General features: G+C 38.1%; 16 protein-coding genes. 11 read left to right on the top strand and 5 right to left on the bottom strand.

Annotated features, from left to right (window positions below):
• Positions 1 to 6 precede the first annotated feature (6 nt).
• A complete protein-coding gene (gene suhB / locus DV417_RS07150; protein WP_065246117.1) occupies positions 7 to 810 on the bottom strand; it encodes an inositol-1-monophosphatase in 804 nt (267 codons plus the stop codon).
• A gap of 199 nt (positions 811 to 1,009) precedes the next feature.
• On the opposite strand from suhB, the gene DV417_RS07145 reads away from it, so the two are divergent.
• From DV417_RS07145 to degS, 8 genes are all read left to right on the top strand, one after another.
• On the top strand, positions 1,010 to 1,528 hold the full coding sequence (locus DV417_RS07145) for a type II secretion system protein (protein WP_065246118.1): 519 nt from the start codon (positions 1,010 to 1,012) through the stop codon (positions 1,526 to 1,528).
• Entirely contained in the window at positions 1,522 to 2,238 is a 717-nt protein-coding gene (locus DV417_RS07140; RefSeq protein ID WP_065246142.1) for a PulJ/GspJ family protein, read from the top strand. The genes DV417_RS07145 and DV417_RS07140 overlap by 7 nt, the downstream gene beginning before the upstream one ends.
• The gene (locus tag DV417_RS07135) at positions 2,238 to 2,921 is read left to right on the top strand and encodes a DUF2572 family protein (protein WP_065246119.1); all 684 of its coding nucleotides are present in this window, start codon (positions 2,238 to 2,240) and stop codon (positions 2,919 to 2,921) included. Before DV417_RS07140 ends, DV417_RS07135 begins: the two co-directional genes overlap by 1 nt.
• Positions 2,914 to 3,201 carry a DUF5374 domain-containing protein gene (locus tag DV417_RS07130; protein WP_065246120.1) on the top strand — a complete coding sequence of 96 codons (288 nt, stop codon included), beginning with the start codon at positions 2,914 to 2,916 and terminating at the stop codon, positions 3,199 to 3,201. Before DV417_RS07135 ends, DV417_RS07130 begins: the two co-directional genes overlap by 8 nt.
• A 46-nt stretch (positions 3,202 to 3,247) precedes the next feature.
• Positions 3,248 to 6,598 (top strand): exodeoxyribonuclease V subunit gamma, encoded by a 3,351-nt coding sequence (gene recC / locus DV417_RS07125; protein WP_118879255.1) that lies wholly within the window; start codon positions 3,248 to 3,250, stop codon positions 6,596 to 6,598.
• A gap of 83 nt (positions 6,599 to 6,681) precedes the next feature.
• Positions 6,682 to 7,131, top strand: a complete 450-nt coding sequence (nrdR, locus tag DV417_RS07120; protein ID WP_005627362.1) for a transcriptional regulator NrdR — start codon at positions 6,682 to 6,684, stop codon at positions 7,129 to 7,131.
• 2 nt (positions 7,132 to 7,133) lie between these two features.
• Positions 7,134 to 8,252 carry a bifunctional diaminohydroxyphosphoribosylaminopyrimidine deaminase/5-amino-6-(5-phosphoribosylamino)uracil reductase RibD gene (ribD, locus tag DV417_RS07115; protein ID WP_118879218.1) on the top strand — a complete coding sequence of 373 codons (1,119 nt, stop codon included), beginning with the start codon at positions 7,134 to 7,136 and terminating at the stop codon, positions 8,250 to 8,252.
• Positions 8,253 to 9,275: an outer membrane-stress sensor serine endopeptidase DegS gene (degS, locus tag DV417_RS07110; RefSeq protein WP_005636938.1), complete on the top strand. Its 1,023-nt coding sequence runs from the start codon at positions 8,253 to 8,255 to the stop codon at positions 9,273 to 9,275.
• A gap of 61 nt (positions 9,276 to 9,336) precedes the next feature.
• On the opposite strand, the gene mutM is transcribed toward degS, so the two are convergent.
• The 4 genes from mutM to radC form a co-directional block, all read right to left on the bottom strand.
• The gene (gene mutM, locus DV417_RS07105) at positions 9,337 to 10,152 is read right to left on the bottom strand and encodes a DNA-formamidopyrimidine glycosylase (RefSeq protein ID WP_118879217.1); all 816 of its coding nucleotides are present in this window, start codon (positions 10,150 to 10,152) and stop codon (positions 9,337 to 9,339) included.
• Positions 10,153 to 10,223: 71 nt separating this feature from the next.
• Complete coding sequence (gene rpmG, locus DV417_RS07100; RefSeq protein WP_005613503.1) at positions 10,224 to 10,394, bottom strand: 50S ribosomal protein L33; 171 nt, start codon at positions 10,392 to 10,394, stop codon at positions 10,224 to 10,226.
• An 11-nt stretch (positions 10,395 to 10,405) separates the two neighbouring features.
• Entirely contained in the window at positions 10,406 to 10,642 is a 237-nt protein-coding gene (rpmB, locus tag DV417_RS07095; protein WP_005542826.1) for a 50S ribosomal protein L28, read from the bottom strand.
• Between the two features lie 213 nt (positions 10,643 to 10,855).
• Entirely contained in the window at positions 10,856 to 11,521 is a 666-nt protein-coding gene (radC, locus tag DV417_RS07090; protein WP_118879216.1) for a RadC family protein, read from the bottom strand.
• Positions 11,522 to 11,684: 163 nt separating this feature from the next.
• On the opposite strand from radC, the gene coaBC reads away from it, so the two are divergent.
• The 3 genes from coaBC to slmA are packed head-to-tail and all read left to right on the top strand — an operon-like array spanning position 11,685 to position 14,050.
• On the top strand, positions 11,685 to 12,887 hold the full coding sequence (gene coaBC, locus DV417_RS07085; RefSeq protein WP_118789836.1) for a bifunctional phosphopantothenoylcysteine decarboxylase/phosphopantothenate--cysteine ligase CoaBC: 1,203 nt from the start codon (positions 11,685 to 11,687) through the stop codon (positions 12,885 to 12,887).
• Positions 12,888 to 12,934: 47 nt separating this feature from the next.
• On the top strand, positions 12,935 to 13,390 hold the full coding sequence (gene dut / locus DV417_RS07080) for a dUTP diphosphatase (protein WP_118781918.1): 456 nt from the start codon (positions 12,935 to 12,937) through the stop codon (positions 13,388 to 13,390).
• A 3-nt stretch (positions 13,391 to 13,393) separates the two neighbouring features.
• A complete protein-coding gene (slmA, locus tag DV417_RS07075) occupies positions 13,394 to 14,050 on the top strand; it encodes a nucleoid occlusion factor SlmA (protein ID WP_005636931.1) in 657 nt (218 codons plus the stop codon).
• The last annotated feature ends 15 nt before the right edge of the window (positions 14,051 to 14,065 follow it).

The following is a 14,065-nucleotide window of genomic DNA, read 5'->3' as shown; positions in this document are numbered from 1 at the left end:
AAAGAATTAATTATTAAATTCAGCACCTAAACAAGGGCGGATTTTATTTAACATTTCTTTTATTACGCGTGATGGTGCGGCAATAATATTGCCGCTACGTAAGTAGCCATTACCAGCATCAAAATCACAGACTAAACCACCCGCTTCACGCACGATTAAATCGCCAGCAGCGCAATCCCATGCTTTTAAGCCCATTTCAAAATAGCCATCAATACGGTTTGACGCCACATAGCATAAATCCAATGCGGCAGAACCAGTGCGACGGAAATCCGCGGCATCTTCAATTAAGGCATTCATCATTGCAAATTGAGTTGGCATCAATTTTGGTTGTTTGAATGGGAAACCGGTCGCTAAAATTGAACCTTGAATTTCACGTTTACTATCTACACGCAAACGTACTTCATTTAATTTTGCACCTTCACCACGCACAGCAGTAAATAACTCATTGCGGATAGGATCGTAAACAACCCCGACTTCAGTGCGGTTTTTTACACGAATTGCGATAGACACGGCAAAATGAGGAAGGCCCGTCATAAAATTACGGGTACCATCTAGTGGATCAATCACCCATTGTACATCGCTATCTTTGCCTTCAAGCGCACCTGTTTCTTCGCTAATGATGGTGTGGTCAGGATAAGATTTACGAATAATTTCAATGATTTCTGCTTCTGCCGCTTTATCAACGTTTGTTACATAATCATTAATACCTTTTTGTGTGCTTTCGATAGCATCACGGCGTTCATAATTTTTAGCAATCACATTGCCCGCTTTTCGTACTGCACGAATTGCGATATTTAACATTGGATTCATATTTCCACCAGATTTTAAAGAACAAAAAAATTCCGCGCCATTATAGCGAAATTTGCCAAAATAACCAGTTGAAAATCATAAAACAATGGTTTTTATAGTTTTTCAGGAAAAGTTTGCGATACAGATCGCAAAAATAGTATGAAATGATTTTTCCACTGATTATTTGCCATTAAAGTGCGGTAGAAAATTGGAGCGTTTTATGCAGAAAGGTGTGACATTAGTGGAATTATTGATTGGGTTAGCCATTATCAGCATTGCGCTGAGTTTTGCCGTGCCATTATGGCAAACGGATTTACCTAAAACGATTTTAGCCAAAGAGCAACATCGCCTGTATTTATTTCTACGCCAAATTCAGGCTCGTGCAGAAAATTCATCGGAAGTGTGGTTTTTACTTATCAATCGTAACCTTGCGACACAACAATGGTGTTTAACGGCACAAGTAAAAAATGATCAAACTTGCGATTGTTTAAACCCAACAAACTGTCCGAAAGAGGCCTATGCACATTTTTACTATCCTTATTTTCCTAAAAAAACGATGATTCAGAGCCATTATATTTATCCCAAAGAAATCACGCGGTTTTATGGTGCTCGTAATACGAGTGTTACTCGTTGCTTTATTCTGCAAGCGGAAAATGAACGTACATTATTTTCATTTTTCAATGTTGGTAGTATTCGTTTGAAAACCAATCAAGCGGCTAGTGCATGCAATCAATCATGAAAACATTATTAAAAGGGCAAACCCTATTAGCACTAATGATTTCTCTGGCGTTATCGTCTTTATTATTGCTAAGCATTTCGCATTTTTATGTGCAAATTCAAACTCAAAATCAACACATGCTATTGCATTTAAAACTACAAGCAGAATTACAACGAACATTACAACTTATTGGTAAAGATCTTCGTCGATTAGGATTTAGAGCATTAAATACAAAAGGAACAGAAAGCAATTTATCTTTATTTGAATTAGATGAACAAGGCACATCTATTTTCATTAGCCAAGAAGATAGCGCACTACCTAATAGCTGCGTATTGTTCTTTTATGATTTAAATAAAAATGGATGTATTGGCAAAGATTCACCGAAAACCTGTATGAAAAATGGGAAAAATACCTCCAAAAACAGTACAGAAGAATTATTCGGTTATAAAGTGAGTAACAAAATGATAAAAACCAAACTGACTTATCAAAGTGTTATTCCTACTAATTGCACAGCTGAAACTTGTAAACGTGCTTTTCAACAATCGGCTTGCAACGCTGGAGGCGGTTGGACGGATTTATTGGACAACAATGAATACGAAGTCACCACCCTGCAATTTAATTGGTTAATGGAAGGCAAAGGATTAGAAATCAAGTTAAAAGGAAATTTAAAACAAACCCCAAATATCAGTTATGAAACATCCCTTGTCGTTGCGCTTTGGAACCAAAAATAATGACAATACAAAAAGGCATTATTACGCTGACTATTCTGATTTTTATTTCAGGTTTATTAACCGTAATCTTATTGTTGGATGACAGTCATTTAAGTTTTTTTCGTGCGCAACAAAATCAACGAAAACACTATGTAGAAAGAACATTACAACTACAAAAAATGACAGAGGAGAAAAAACAAACTGCCTGCCTTGATTTACCGTTAAATAATAATGAAAGTGTAAAGCAAATCAGCATCACGCTTGATGGCACCACCGATGCAATTCAATATTTTCTTTGGTGTGAAAGAATGAGCCTATTTAAAAAATCGCCCACAAGAGGCAATAATCAGGGTGCATTGAAAGATTTTATTCACACAGAAAAACTCACAGATTTTCGACCGCACTTTTCTTCCCCGCCCAGAATTTTAAACGCAAATAAAACACCTAAACTTTATTGGTTTTCAGATTCACAAGCGGAAGTTGAAATTAATGGCATCGTGTCTGCCGTATTAATTGCAGAGGGAGATTTAAAACTAACGGGCAAAGGACGGATTAGTGGCACGGTACTCACCAATGGGAATTTAACTTTAGATGGGGTGACGTTGGCCTATGGCAAATCTGTCGTAACAACCTTAGTGCAACAATATAGTCAGTGGCAGTTGGCAGAAAAAAGTTGGAGTGATTTTAATGTTACGGATGAATAAAGGCATGTCGCTCACTACCCTATTATTTTCTTTAGCTTTATTTAGCGTTTTATTTATTGCTTTCAATCAATGGACGACAAGCCAAAGAAAAAGTGCGGTGAAAACTTATCAAGATTTTCAGGCAATACAGGTTGCGGAGAATCAAGCTCAACGCCAATTTTTAGGATTAGCTTGTGAACAATTAATACAACAAAATAGTTTTACTTTTCGTGTTCAATGTCAAAACGAACGCGTCATTGTGCGTTATCCTATGGGTGAAATTTCGATAAAAACTAAGTAGAATGGCATTGTCTTTTTCTAGATTAAATCATCAAAAGGTCGCCATTGTGTTCATTGTTTACTACTCTAATCAACTCGAAAAACAAAAAGAAATTCTTTCGTCCTTATTCAAATCTTTACCGCCTGAAGATCCTTTTCAGCAAGATATTATCTTGGTGCAAAGCCCGGGTATGGCGCAATGGCTGCAAATTGAATTAGCGAAAGACACAGGCATTTCAGCGAACCTAAAATTTCCTATGCCAGCAAGTTTTATTTGGCAACTTTATGCTCAGAACTTACCCGCAACGGCATTGGAAAATCCTTTTGGTAAAGATTCAATGACATGGCGTTTAATGCGTTTAATCCCGACTTTTCTCGAGAAAGAAAGTTTTTCACCTTTACGCAATTATTTAGCGTCCTCGCCACATTCTGAACAATACAAACTTTATCAACTCAGCAGCAAAATTGGTGATTTATTTGACCAATATTTGGTTTATCGACCTGAATGGATTTTTGCTTGGGAAAAAGGTGAAGATGAACAAATCACTGATCAAATACAAAAACAGCAACCTAACCTAAACAATACTTTGTTTAAGCAAATTCAAGGCAATACAAAATGGCAAGGTGAGTTATGGCGTGCATTGGTTGTCGATGTTAAATCAGATGTTGGTGATGCCACACATCGAGCGGCTTTGCATAATCAGTTCTTAGCCTTGCTTGCCGATAAAAAAGCACCGAAAAAATTACCTTCACGCATATTTATTTTTGGTATTCCTGCGCTTCCAACTGCTTATCTCAATATTTTGCAAGCCATGTCCTCTGAAGTGGATATTCATTTATTTTTTAATAATCCATGCCAAGAGTATTGGGGAGATATTAGAGATTTACGCCTTGATTATTTGAGTTCTCGCAATCGTTATCAATTCAATAAACAAGATGAAAATCAACCGCTCTTTTCCGAGGATCAACTTTCTCAACTAGAAAACGCTCAGTTTGACGTCACTTATCAAAAAGAAAACCTTCAAGTAGGCAATCCGTTACTGGCAGCTTGGGGAAAAATGGGGCGAGATTTTCTTTACACCTTGGTGCGAGATGAAGAACATATTCCAACTTATCCTGTCAATGCCTATCAAGAAATAGAATCGAACAGTTTACTTGGACAATTGCAGTCTCAAATTCTGCATTTAGAAAATAAACCGCTAAATATCGCAAAAAATGACCGCACTTTAACCCTACATTCTTGCCACAGTGCTATGCGTGAAGTGGAGGTATTGCACGATTATTTACTGGATTTATTCAATCAAGATCCTAACCTTACGCCAAAAGATGTGGTTGTGATGGTTGCAGATATAAACCAATACACACCTTATATTCAGGCAGTTTTCGGGCAAAAAAATGGGAATGCACCACAAATTCCATTTTCACTTTCGGATAATAAACTTTCAGAAAGCGATGTGTTGGTCTCAAGTTACTTAACTTTATTGCGCTTAAAAGAAAGCAATTTTAGTGCAGAGGACGTCTTAGCGTTGCTGGATATTCCTGCGATGCGAGAACGATTTAATCTTTCTCTTGCTGATTTGCCATTAGTGCGAGAATGGGTGGCGGATTCAGGGATTCGTTTCGGTTTGCAAAAAAATCAAGATGGAATAAATTTCAATTCTTGGCAGGCTGGATTAGAAAGAATGATTTTAGGCTATGCGATGCGTGAAGAACACGGTATTTGGCAAGATAGTCTTGGGTTAAACAGCAGCTATGGCTTAAAAGGTGAACTTGCTGGAAATTTATCTCACTTTTTCTCCTCACTTTCCGCGCTGCATGAAACGCTGCAACAAGCACATTCCATCGAAAAATGGCAAGAAATTTTAACCGCACTTTTATCAGATTTCTTCGTGCAAAATGAAGACACAAGCGACACGATTTTCTATATTCAAGAGAAAATTAATGAATTAGCTGAGCATCTAAAATCTCTCCATTTTACTGAAGAATTACAGGCAGATGTGATTGCCGATGTCATCACAATGAAATTGGAAGATGTGCCAAATAGCCTCAAATTCCTCGCAGGAAAAGTAAACTTCTGCACCTTATTACCAATGCGTTCAGTGCCATTCAAAGTAGTTTGTTTACTTGGAATGAATGATGCGGATTACCCTAGAACACAAACACCAAACAGTTTTGATTTAATGCAATATCACCATCAAAAAGGCGACCGTGTCCGCCGTGATGATGATCGCTATTTGTTCTTAGAAGCCTTATTGGCAGCACGTGATTATTGCTATATCAGCTATGTAGGACGTTCCATCACAGATAATCAACCGAAAGAACCTTCTGTATTGGTAAGTCAACTCGTGGATTATATTAATCAAGGGCAAACCGAAAATACTCTTACGGTGATTGAGCATCCAATGACGGCATTTAGCCCAGATAATTTCAAATATAACGAGAAATTCACCCGCTCTTTTGCGACAAAATGGTTGCCAATAGCACAATTTAACGCAAGTTCCAACAATTCAGAATTTGCCGTCCCTATGACTGAAAATCCAGAAAAAATCGAAGAAATTGAACTGGATCGTTTAGTCAGCTTTGTGGAAAATCCAGTGAAATTTTTCTTTGAAAAACAACTCGGTGTCTATTTCCGTGATGAAAATGATCGTATTGCCGACAGTGAAAACTTTACCTTAAGCGGATTAGATAATTACGCGCTCAATAATGACTTAATCTATCTTGATGAACAAAATTTTGCTGATTATTTTAGACAAGCGGAAGTTAAAGGCGTATTACCTCGAGCCGAATTTGGAAAAGTTTATGCTGAAAATATTCGAGACAATGTTTTGGAATTTAAAAAGAAAATAGCAGATCTTGGCGAAGCCAAACATACTTCCGTCGATTTCAATCTATCCGTAAATTGGCACAATGAAAATCAAGAAATTCGTCTATTTGGTTATATAGAGCCTTTATTTGGCGATGATTCACAGGTGATTCAGTGGCATTTTGCGAGATACAAAGATCGCTATTGCATCCGTCCTTGGATTTATTATTTGATTCAATGTGTTACACAAGAAAATGCGGTTCCCCCAAAATTAATTACGCAAGATCAAGTTATCGAATTACCGCCTATTGAGCGTGAAACTGCTCTCGCTCAATTAAAAACTTACGTAAAAGATTATTTACAAAACCAAATAGAAATCCAATTGGTACCAACCATAAGAAATATTAATCATTTTATTGTGGACGATGAAAGTGCGGTAGATTTTGACAACATTTCTACAAAACTTCAGGAACTGGGCGAAGAAAGCTACGGTGCTCCAGCAGATCCATATTGGTCACGCATATTGGCGCAGACCTCAAGATTTGAACAAACTGAAAATATTGAAAAATTATTAAAACAAACAAAAGATTGGTTTGGCTTATTATTCGTATAAAAGAAGACAAGAAAAGCATAAAGCTAATCGTCAAAGAACCGATTTTTTGCTAAGATAACGGCCCTTTTTACGGAGAATTGTCTATGCGCTGTCCATTTTGTTTTACAGAAGAAACCAAGGTAATTGATAGCCGTTTGGTATCGGATGGCTATCAAGTTCGTCGCCGTCGTGAGTGCGGTCATTGTCATGAGCGTTTTACCACCTTTGAAACAGCCGAATTAATCGTACCAAAAATTATTAAAACTGACGGCACTCGAGAACCGTTCAATGAAGATAAATTACGCAGTGGTATTCAGCATGCGTTAGAAAAACGCCCTGTAAGTGCGGACGATGTTGAACAAGCAATTAACCATATAATTTTTCAATTACGCGCGACGGGTGAACGTGAAGTACCAAGTAAACTGGTGGGAAAACTCGCAATGAATGAGTTAAAAAAACTCGATAAAGTGGCTTATATTCGTTTTGCATCGGTCTATTTGAGTTTCGATAATATTAATCAATTCACCAAAGAAATTGAGAGCTTAAAGGATTAACCATGAGCGAATTTTCTGCACAAGATCGCAAATTTATGCAACGCGCCTTGGATTTAGCCGCCAAAGGTCAATATACCACCACACCTAACCCATCGGTAGGATGCGTATTGGTAAAAAATGGTGAAATTGTGGGGGAAGGCTTTCATTTTAAAGCAGGGCAACCTCATGCTGAACGTGTTGCCTTAGCTCAAGCTGGCGAAAATGCCAAAGGAGCAACCGCTTACGTCACCTTAGAGCCCTGCTCTCATTATGGTCGCACTCCGCCTTGTGCATTAGGATTAATCGAGGCAGGTATAGTGAAAGTCATTGCTGCTATGCAAGACCCAAATCCCCAAGTAGCAGGGAAAGGCTTGAAAATGTTGTCTGATGCCGGCATCGAAAGTGCGGTGAATTTATTGAACGATCAAGCGGAAAAAATAAATAAAGGCTTTTTAAAACGAATGCGTCAAGGTATGCCTTTTGTTCAACTCAAACTCGCGATGAGTTTAGATGGACGAACAGCAATGGCAAGTGGAGAAAGTAAATGGATTACGGGCCCTGATGCTCGTTCGGACGTACAAAAAATGCGAGCAAAATCATCCGCACTTTTATCCACTTCTGCGACAGTAATTGCAGATGATCCAAGCCTTAATGTACGCTGGGACGAATTTCCTGAAAATCTTAAAACAGAATATAAAAAAGAAGATCTTCGCCAGCCTGTGCGAGTCATTTTAGATTCACAACATCGCATTCAGCCGACTCATAAACTTTTTTTAACGCATTCTCCTGTTTGGTTAGTTTCTCATGAAACACGAGATTTAACAGGCTTTCCTGATTTCTGCGAACAAATTATTCTTCCAAAAGAAAATTTACTAAAAGAATTAATGCGAGAACTGGGAAGACGCCAAATAAATACCCTTTGGGTAGAAGCTGGGGCAAATTTAGCCGGTAGTTTAATTGATGCGAAATTAGTCGATGAGTTGATTATTTACGTTGCACCCAAATTACTTGGCGACAATGCTCGTGGTCTATGCCAATTACCGAATTTAACTCAACTTGCCGATGCACCACTATGGCAACTTAATGAATTAGAACAAATCGGTGACGATATAAAATTAACTTACACACCGAAAGGAATCTAAATGCTTAAAAAACTTTTCCATTCCGCACTTTGGGGCTTGGCTGCTGCGGGCGTGATTTTGTTTGCGGTTCCAAGACTGAATAACAGCAATATCTTCACTTCAGACGATATTGTATCGTTCAAAAATGCTGTACGTATTGCCTCACCTGCGGTAGTAAATGTTTATAACCGCTCTTTTTCTTCCGCCAGCATTAATGATAATGATCAGCTACAAGTGAATAACTTAGGTTCTGGCGTGATTATGAGTAAAGATGGCTATATTCTGACGAATAAACACGTTATCCAAAATGCGGATCAAATTGTAGTAGCGTTACAAAATGGAAATATTTTTGAGGCCAGTCTTGTTGGTTCAGATAATCTCACCGATCTCGCTGTTCTCAAAATTCGTGCAAATAATCTTTCAACCATTCCACAAAATTCAAATCGTCAAGCTCACGTTGGTGATGTGGTATTAGCAATCGGTAATCCCTACAACTTAGGGCAAAGCGTGTCTCAAGGTATTATTAGCGCAGTGGGACGTAATGCGGTAGGTGATTCTGTTGGCAGACAAAACTTCATTCAAACAGACGCCTCAATTAACCGTGGCAACTCAGGTGGCGCATTAATTAATTCTGCAGGTGAATTAGTTGGAATCAGCACCCTTAGTATTGGCAAAACTGCCAATGAAATCGCAGAAGGACTAAATTTTGCGATTCCAATGGATATTGCAAATGATGTTTTACAGAAAATTATACGAGATGGACGTGTTATCCGAGGATATTTTGGTGTGCAAAGTGACATCAGCTCAAGTAGTGAAGAAGGCATAGTCATCACTGGAGTGAGCCCGAATAGCCCTGCAGCCAAAGCAGGCATTCAATTAGGTGATGTCATTTTGAAATTAAATAATCAAGAAGGCATTTCAGCCCGAGAAATGATGCAAATTATCGCAAATACAAAACCTAATTCAAAAGTTCTCGTTACCATTCTACGATTAGGCAAAATTTTACAACTTCCTGTTGTCATTGAAGAATTTCCAGTAAATTAAAAATAGCGGTCATTTCTGACCGCTATTTTCATCTCTCTTTTCCATCGAACACCTATTCATCCTAGCCCATTTTCTGACATTTCGGGCAAAAGAAACTATTACGCTGCCCTATCACTAAACTTTCAATGTTTGTACCGCACTTCGGACAAGGTTTATCTTTATTACCATATACTAATAATTCTTGTGCAAAATAACCTGGGCGCCCATCTGGCTGTAAAAAATCTTTAAGTGTCGTTCCACCTTGAATAATGGCTTTTGTCAATACATCTTTAATTGTGTTCACTAAGGAAATACATTGATTGCGGGTCAAATTTTTAGCGAGTTTAAGTGGATGAATACCACAAATAAACAAACTTTCATTCGCATAAATATTTCCAACGCCCACCACCACAGCGTTATCCATCAAGAAAGTTTTAAGTGCGGTCGATTTTTGACGAGATTTTTTGAATAAATATTCTGCATTAAATTCATCAGAAAGCGGTTCAGGCCCTAGCTTTAAGAAAAGATGAAAGTCATTTAAATTCTCCGTCCACAACCATGCACCGAAACGACGAGGATCGTTATAACGTAATAATTTGCCATTGTTCATTACAATATCAATATGGTCATGTTTATCTATTGCACTATCCTGTGGCACAATTCGCACCGAACCTGACATGCCCAAATGCCCGATGATATAGCCTTTTTCCGTGTGAATAATCAAATATTTTGCTCGACGAGTGAGATCTACAATTTTTACATGTTTAAGGGTTATCAATTCCTCTGATACGGCCCAGCGCAATTTAGGCTGGCGCACGACAACTTTCTCAATCGTAAAATTCTTAAGATAAGGGCTAATACCACGTAGTGCAGTTTCGACTTCGGGAAGTTCCGGCATGATTTGTTCCTTAATAAATCTGGGATACAAAAAAACCCGAACAATGTCGGGCTTTTTCTAAATAAGCAAAATTATTTGATTTTTGCTTCTTTATAGATAACGTGTTTACGCACTACTGGATCAAATTTTTTGATTTCCATTTTTTCAGGCATATTACGTTTATTTTTATCAGTTGTGTAGAAGTGACCGGTCTCTGCAGTAGAAACTAAACGGATTTTCTCACGAGCGCCTTTAGCTGCCATTTTTTAGCTCCTTAGATTTTTTCGCCACGAGCACGGATTTCAGCTAATACTGCATCAATGCCTTTTTTATCAATAATACGCATACCTTTCGCAGTTAAACGTAAGGTTACGAAACGGTTTTCACTTTCAACCCAGAAACGGTGAGTGTGAAGGTTTGGAAGAAAACGACGACGTGTCGCATTCATCGCGTGTGAGCGGTTATTACCCACAGCTGGACGCTTGCCTGTTACTTGACAAACTCTAGACATAATAATCTCCAATAATTAAATATAAGCTCGAGCTTACGGTTCGGATTGTTTAAAGCCAGTTAAAACCAGCTTGCTACCTCGTCAGGTCGCGCTAATCCGACCCGCTTACTATATTAAAGGTCGCAAATTATACTGGCTTTGTTTTCATTTCTCAAGTGTAAATGCGATTTTCCTGAATGTAATCGGTAAAAAAATGGTCAACATTATAAAAATTTATAATAAAAAGTTCTCTGCAAAAGAATAGCAATCTGTTTTTCCGACAATTAAGTGATCAAGCACTCTGATTTCCATTAGTTCTGCAGACTCCTGAATTTTTTTAGTAATAAGCTGATCCGAATAACTCGGCTCCGTTATACCCGAAGGATGATTATGCGCCAAAATTAAAGCCGCTGCGTTACAATAAAGCGCCTCTTTAATTATTTCCCGAGGATAAACAGCTGATACATTAATTGTACCTAAAAATAACCGCTCTTTTTTAATCAGACGATGTTGATTATCCAAAAATAAAACCATAAACACTTCTCTTTCCTCATGTTGCAATTCAGTGAGTAAAAAAAGTTTTACCGTTTCAGGATCATTAATAATCGGCGTACTTAACATCTCTTGCTTGAAATAACGCTTGGTCATTTCCGTAATCGCTTGCAATTGAATAAATTGCGTAATGCCTAAGCCTTTTACGGAACAGAAGGCTTTTTCATCTGCAGAAAGTAAAGCATGCAAGGAACCAAAGTGTGATAAGACATTTTTCGAAAGCTGAATGACTGGGCAACCTTTTATGCCAGTTCGTAAAAAGATCGCCAGCAATTCATAATCAGCGAGCGTTTCTACACCAAATTGAAGCAATTTTTCCCGTGGCATTAAATCATCATTGTTTTCCATAAAATATTGAACACAAAATAGAAAAAATTTTGACCGTTCTTTTCTTATTTTACGAGTAACTTATGCAAAGTCTGCGATATGTATCGCAAAAATAGCATTGGGCATTCAATAAAATTAAAGTAAAATAACAGAATTGTGGCTAAGTACTAACAAAGGTTGAAACATGAAATTAAACGGAAAGCATATTGTAGTTGGCATAACTGGCGGCATTGCTGCCTATAAAACAATAGAGTTGATTCGTTTATTACGCAAAGCAGAAGCTGAAGTACGTGTAGTATTAACCCCAGCTGCGGCAGAATTTGTTACGCCTTTAACGTTTCAAGCCATTTCAGGCAATGCTGTCGCACAATCTTTACTTGATCCACAAGCAGAGCTGGCAATGGGGCATATTGAACTCGCCAAATGGGCTGATGCCATCATTATTGCGCCAGCTAGTGCAGACTTTATTGCCCGTCTTACTGTCGGCATGGCGAATGATTTACTTTCAACAATTTGTCTTGCGACTAATGCGCCAATTTTTCTTGCGCCAGCAATGAATCAGCAGATGTATCACCAATCCATTACTCAACAAAATTTAACGACTCTTCAAACTCGAGGGATTGAGCTTATCGGCCCGAATAGTGGTTTTCAAGCTTGCGGCGATATGGGGAAGGGGCGTATGTCAGAACCAGAGGAAATTTTTACCGCACTTTCTGACTCTTTCTCTCAAAAACAAGATCTACAAGGATTAAATGTCGCCATTACAGCAGGCCCAACGCGTGAAGCAATCGATCCTGTTCGTTATATTTCTAACCATAGTTCAGGTAAAATGGGATTTGCAATTGCTGAAGCATTTGCCGAACGTGGGGCGAACGTCACGCTGATTTCAGGGCCAGTGAATTTAACAACACCAAAAAATGTAAATAGAATTAATGTCACCTCAGCACAAGAAATGTGGCAAGCCTCTCTTGAAAGTGCGGTGAAAAATCAAATTTTTATTGGTTGTGCGGCCGTTGCTGATTACAGAGTAGCTGAAGTTGCTGACCAAAAAATCAAAAAATCAGGGGATGAAATATCAATCAAGTTAATTAAAAATCCCGATATTATCTCAGATGTAGGACATTTAAAAACACATCGTCCTTTTACTGTTGGATTTGCGGCCGAAACCCAAAATGTTGATGATTATGCAAAAGATAAACTTGAACGCAAAAATCTTGATATGATTTGTGCCAACGATGTATCTGGCGGACAAGTTTTTAACGCTGATGAAAATGCCTTGCAGCTTTTCTGGAAAAATGGTTATAAAAAATTATCGCTAAAATCGAAAGTGGAACTTGCAGCTGATTTAGTTAATGAAATCATAGAACGCTATCAAAAAACCTTATAATTCCAACCGCACTTTTACCTAAAAATGAATTTCAAACGGAGTATGACATGAAAAAAATTGATGTAAAAATTTTAGATTCCCGCATTGGAAATGAATTTCCTATGCCAACTTACGCAACTGAAGGTTCGGCAGGTCTTGATTTACGTGCTTTGATCGATGAAAGCTTTGAAATTCAACCCGGTGAAACCAAATTAATTCCGACGGGCCTTTCAATTTATATTGCAGATCCAAATTTAGCGGCAGTGATTTTGCCTCGCTCTGGTCTTGGTCATAAACACGGCATTGTGCTAGGAAACCTTGTAGGATTAATTGACTCCGATTATCAAGGGCCATTAATGGTATCAATGTGGAACCGTGGAAATGAGCCATTCAAAATTGAAGTCGGTGATCGCATTGCTCAACTTGTTTTCGTGCCAGTAGTACAAGCTGAATTTAATATTGTAGAAGATTTTCAACAAACCGAACGTGGTGAAGGCGGTTTCGGTCATTCAGGTAAACAATAATTTATGGTAGAAGAACAATTATCTTTATCAGGCGTGGAAGAGATTGCGCCTAAAATTGAAACACCAAAAATTGAAAAAAGAACGGTAAAAGAACGTCGTCAACAAGTGCTTACTGTGTTGATACATATGCTTCATTCCGAACGAGGCATGGAGCGTATGACAACGGCTCGTTTAGCAAAAGAAGTTGGGGTATCAGAAGCTGCGTTATATCGTTACTTTCCAAGCAAAACAAAAATGTTTGAAGCCTTAATCGAGCACATCGAAAATACCTTATTAAGCCGTATTACCGCTTCTATGCGTAACGAAACCCAAACAATGAATCGCATTCACGATATTTTACAAACGATCTTAGATTTTGCCCGTAAAAATCCTGGCTTAACTCGAATTCTAACAGGTCATGCATTAATGTTTGAAGATGCGCAATTGCAAGTTCGAGTCGCACAATTTTTTAATCGTCTTGAAATGCAGTTTGTCAATATTTTACAAATGCGAAAATTGCGTGAAGGACGCGGCTTTAATGTGGATGAACGCATAATTGCTTCGCATTTAGTAACACTATGTGAAGGACAATTTATGCGCTATGTTCGTACTAATTTCCGTCTGAATGCAAGCCAGTCTTTCGAACAACAATGGCGTTTTATCGAGCCACTTTTTGCCTAATTGACTTTACCGAGT

Origin of the sequence: Haemophilus haemolyticus (assembly GCF_003490935.1) — a bacterium.
Lineage (GTDB): Bacteria > Pseudomonadota > Gammaproteobacteria > Enterobacterales > Pasteurellaceae > Haemophilus > Haemophilus haemolyticus_M.
Note: the sequence above shows the minus strand (reverse complement) of the source record. Positions and strands in the feature narration are given on the sequence as shown.

Coding starts and splice junctions, on each gene's coding strand:
- suhB (WP_065246117.1), bottom strand. CDS start 810: ATGAATCCAATGTTAAATATCGCAATTCGTGCAGTACGAAAAGCGGGC.
- DV417_RS07145 (WP_065246118.1), top strand. CDS start 1,010: ATGCAGAAAGGTGTGACATTAGTGGAATTATTGATTGGGTTAGCCATT.
- DV417_RS07135 (WP_065246119.1), top strand. CDS start 2,238: ATGACAATACAAAAAGGCATTATTACGCTGACTATTCTGATTTTTATT.
- DV417_RS07130 (WP_065246120.1), top strand. CDS start 2,914: ATGAATAAAGGCATGTCGCTCACTACCCTATTATTTTCTTTAGCTTTA.
- nrdR (WP_005627362.1), top strand. CDS start 6,682: ATGCGCTGTCCATTTTGTTTTACAGAAGAAACCAAGGTAATTGATAGC.
- ribD (WP_118879218.1), top strand. CDS start 7,134: ATGAGCGAATTTTCTGCACAAGATCGCAAATTTATGCAACGCGCCTTG.
- degS (WP_005636938.1), top strand. CDS start 8,253: ATGCTTAAAAAACTTTTCCATTCCGCACTTTGGGGCTTGGCTGCTGCG.
- mutM (WP_118879217.1), bottom strand. CDS start 10,152: ATGCCGGAACTTCCCGAAGTCGAAACTGCACTACGTGGTATTAGCCCT.
- rpmG (WP_005613503.1), bottom strand. CDS start 10,394: ATGGCAGCTAAAGGCGCTCGTGAGAAAATCCGTTTAGTTTCTACTGCA.
- rpmB (WP_005542826.1), bottom strand. CDS start 10,642: ATGTCTAGAGTTTGTCAAGTAACAGGCAAGCGTCCAGCTGTGGGTAAT.
- radC (WP_118879216.1), bottom strand. CDS start 11,521: ATGGAAAACAATGATGATTTAATGCCACGGGAAAAATTGCTTCAATTT.
- coaBC (WP_118789836.1), top strand. CDS start 11,685: ATGAAATTAAACGGAAAGCATATTGTAGTTGGCATAACTGGCGGCATT.
- dut (WP_118781918.1), top strand. CDS start 12,935: ATGAAAAAAATTGATGTAAAAATTTTAGATTCCCGCATTGGAAATGAA.
- slmA (WP_005636931.1), top strand. CDS start 13,394: ATGGTAGAAGAACAATTATCTTTATCAGGCGTGGAAGAGATTGCGCCT.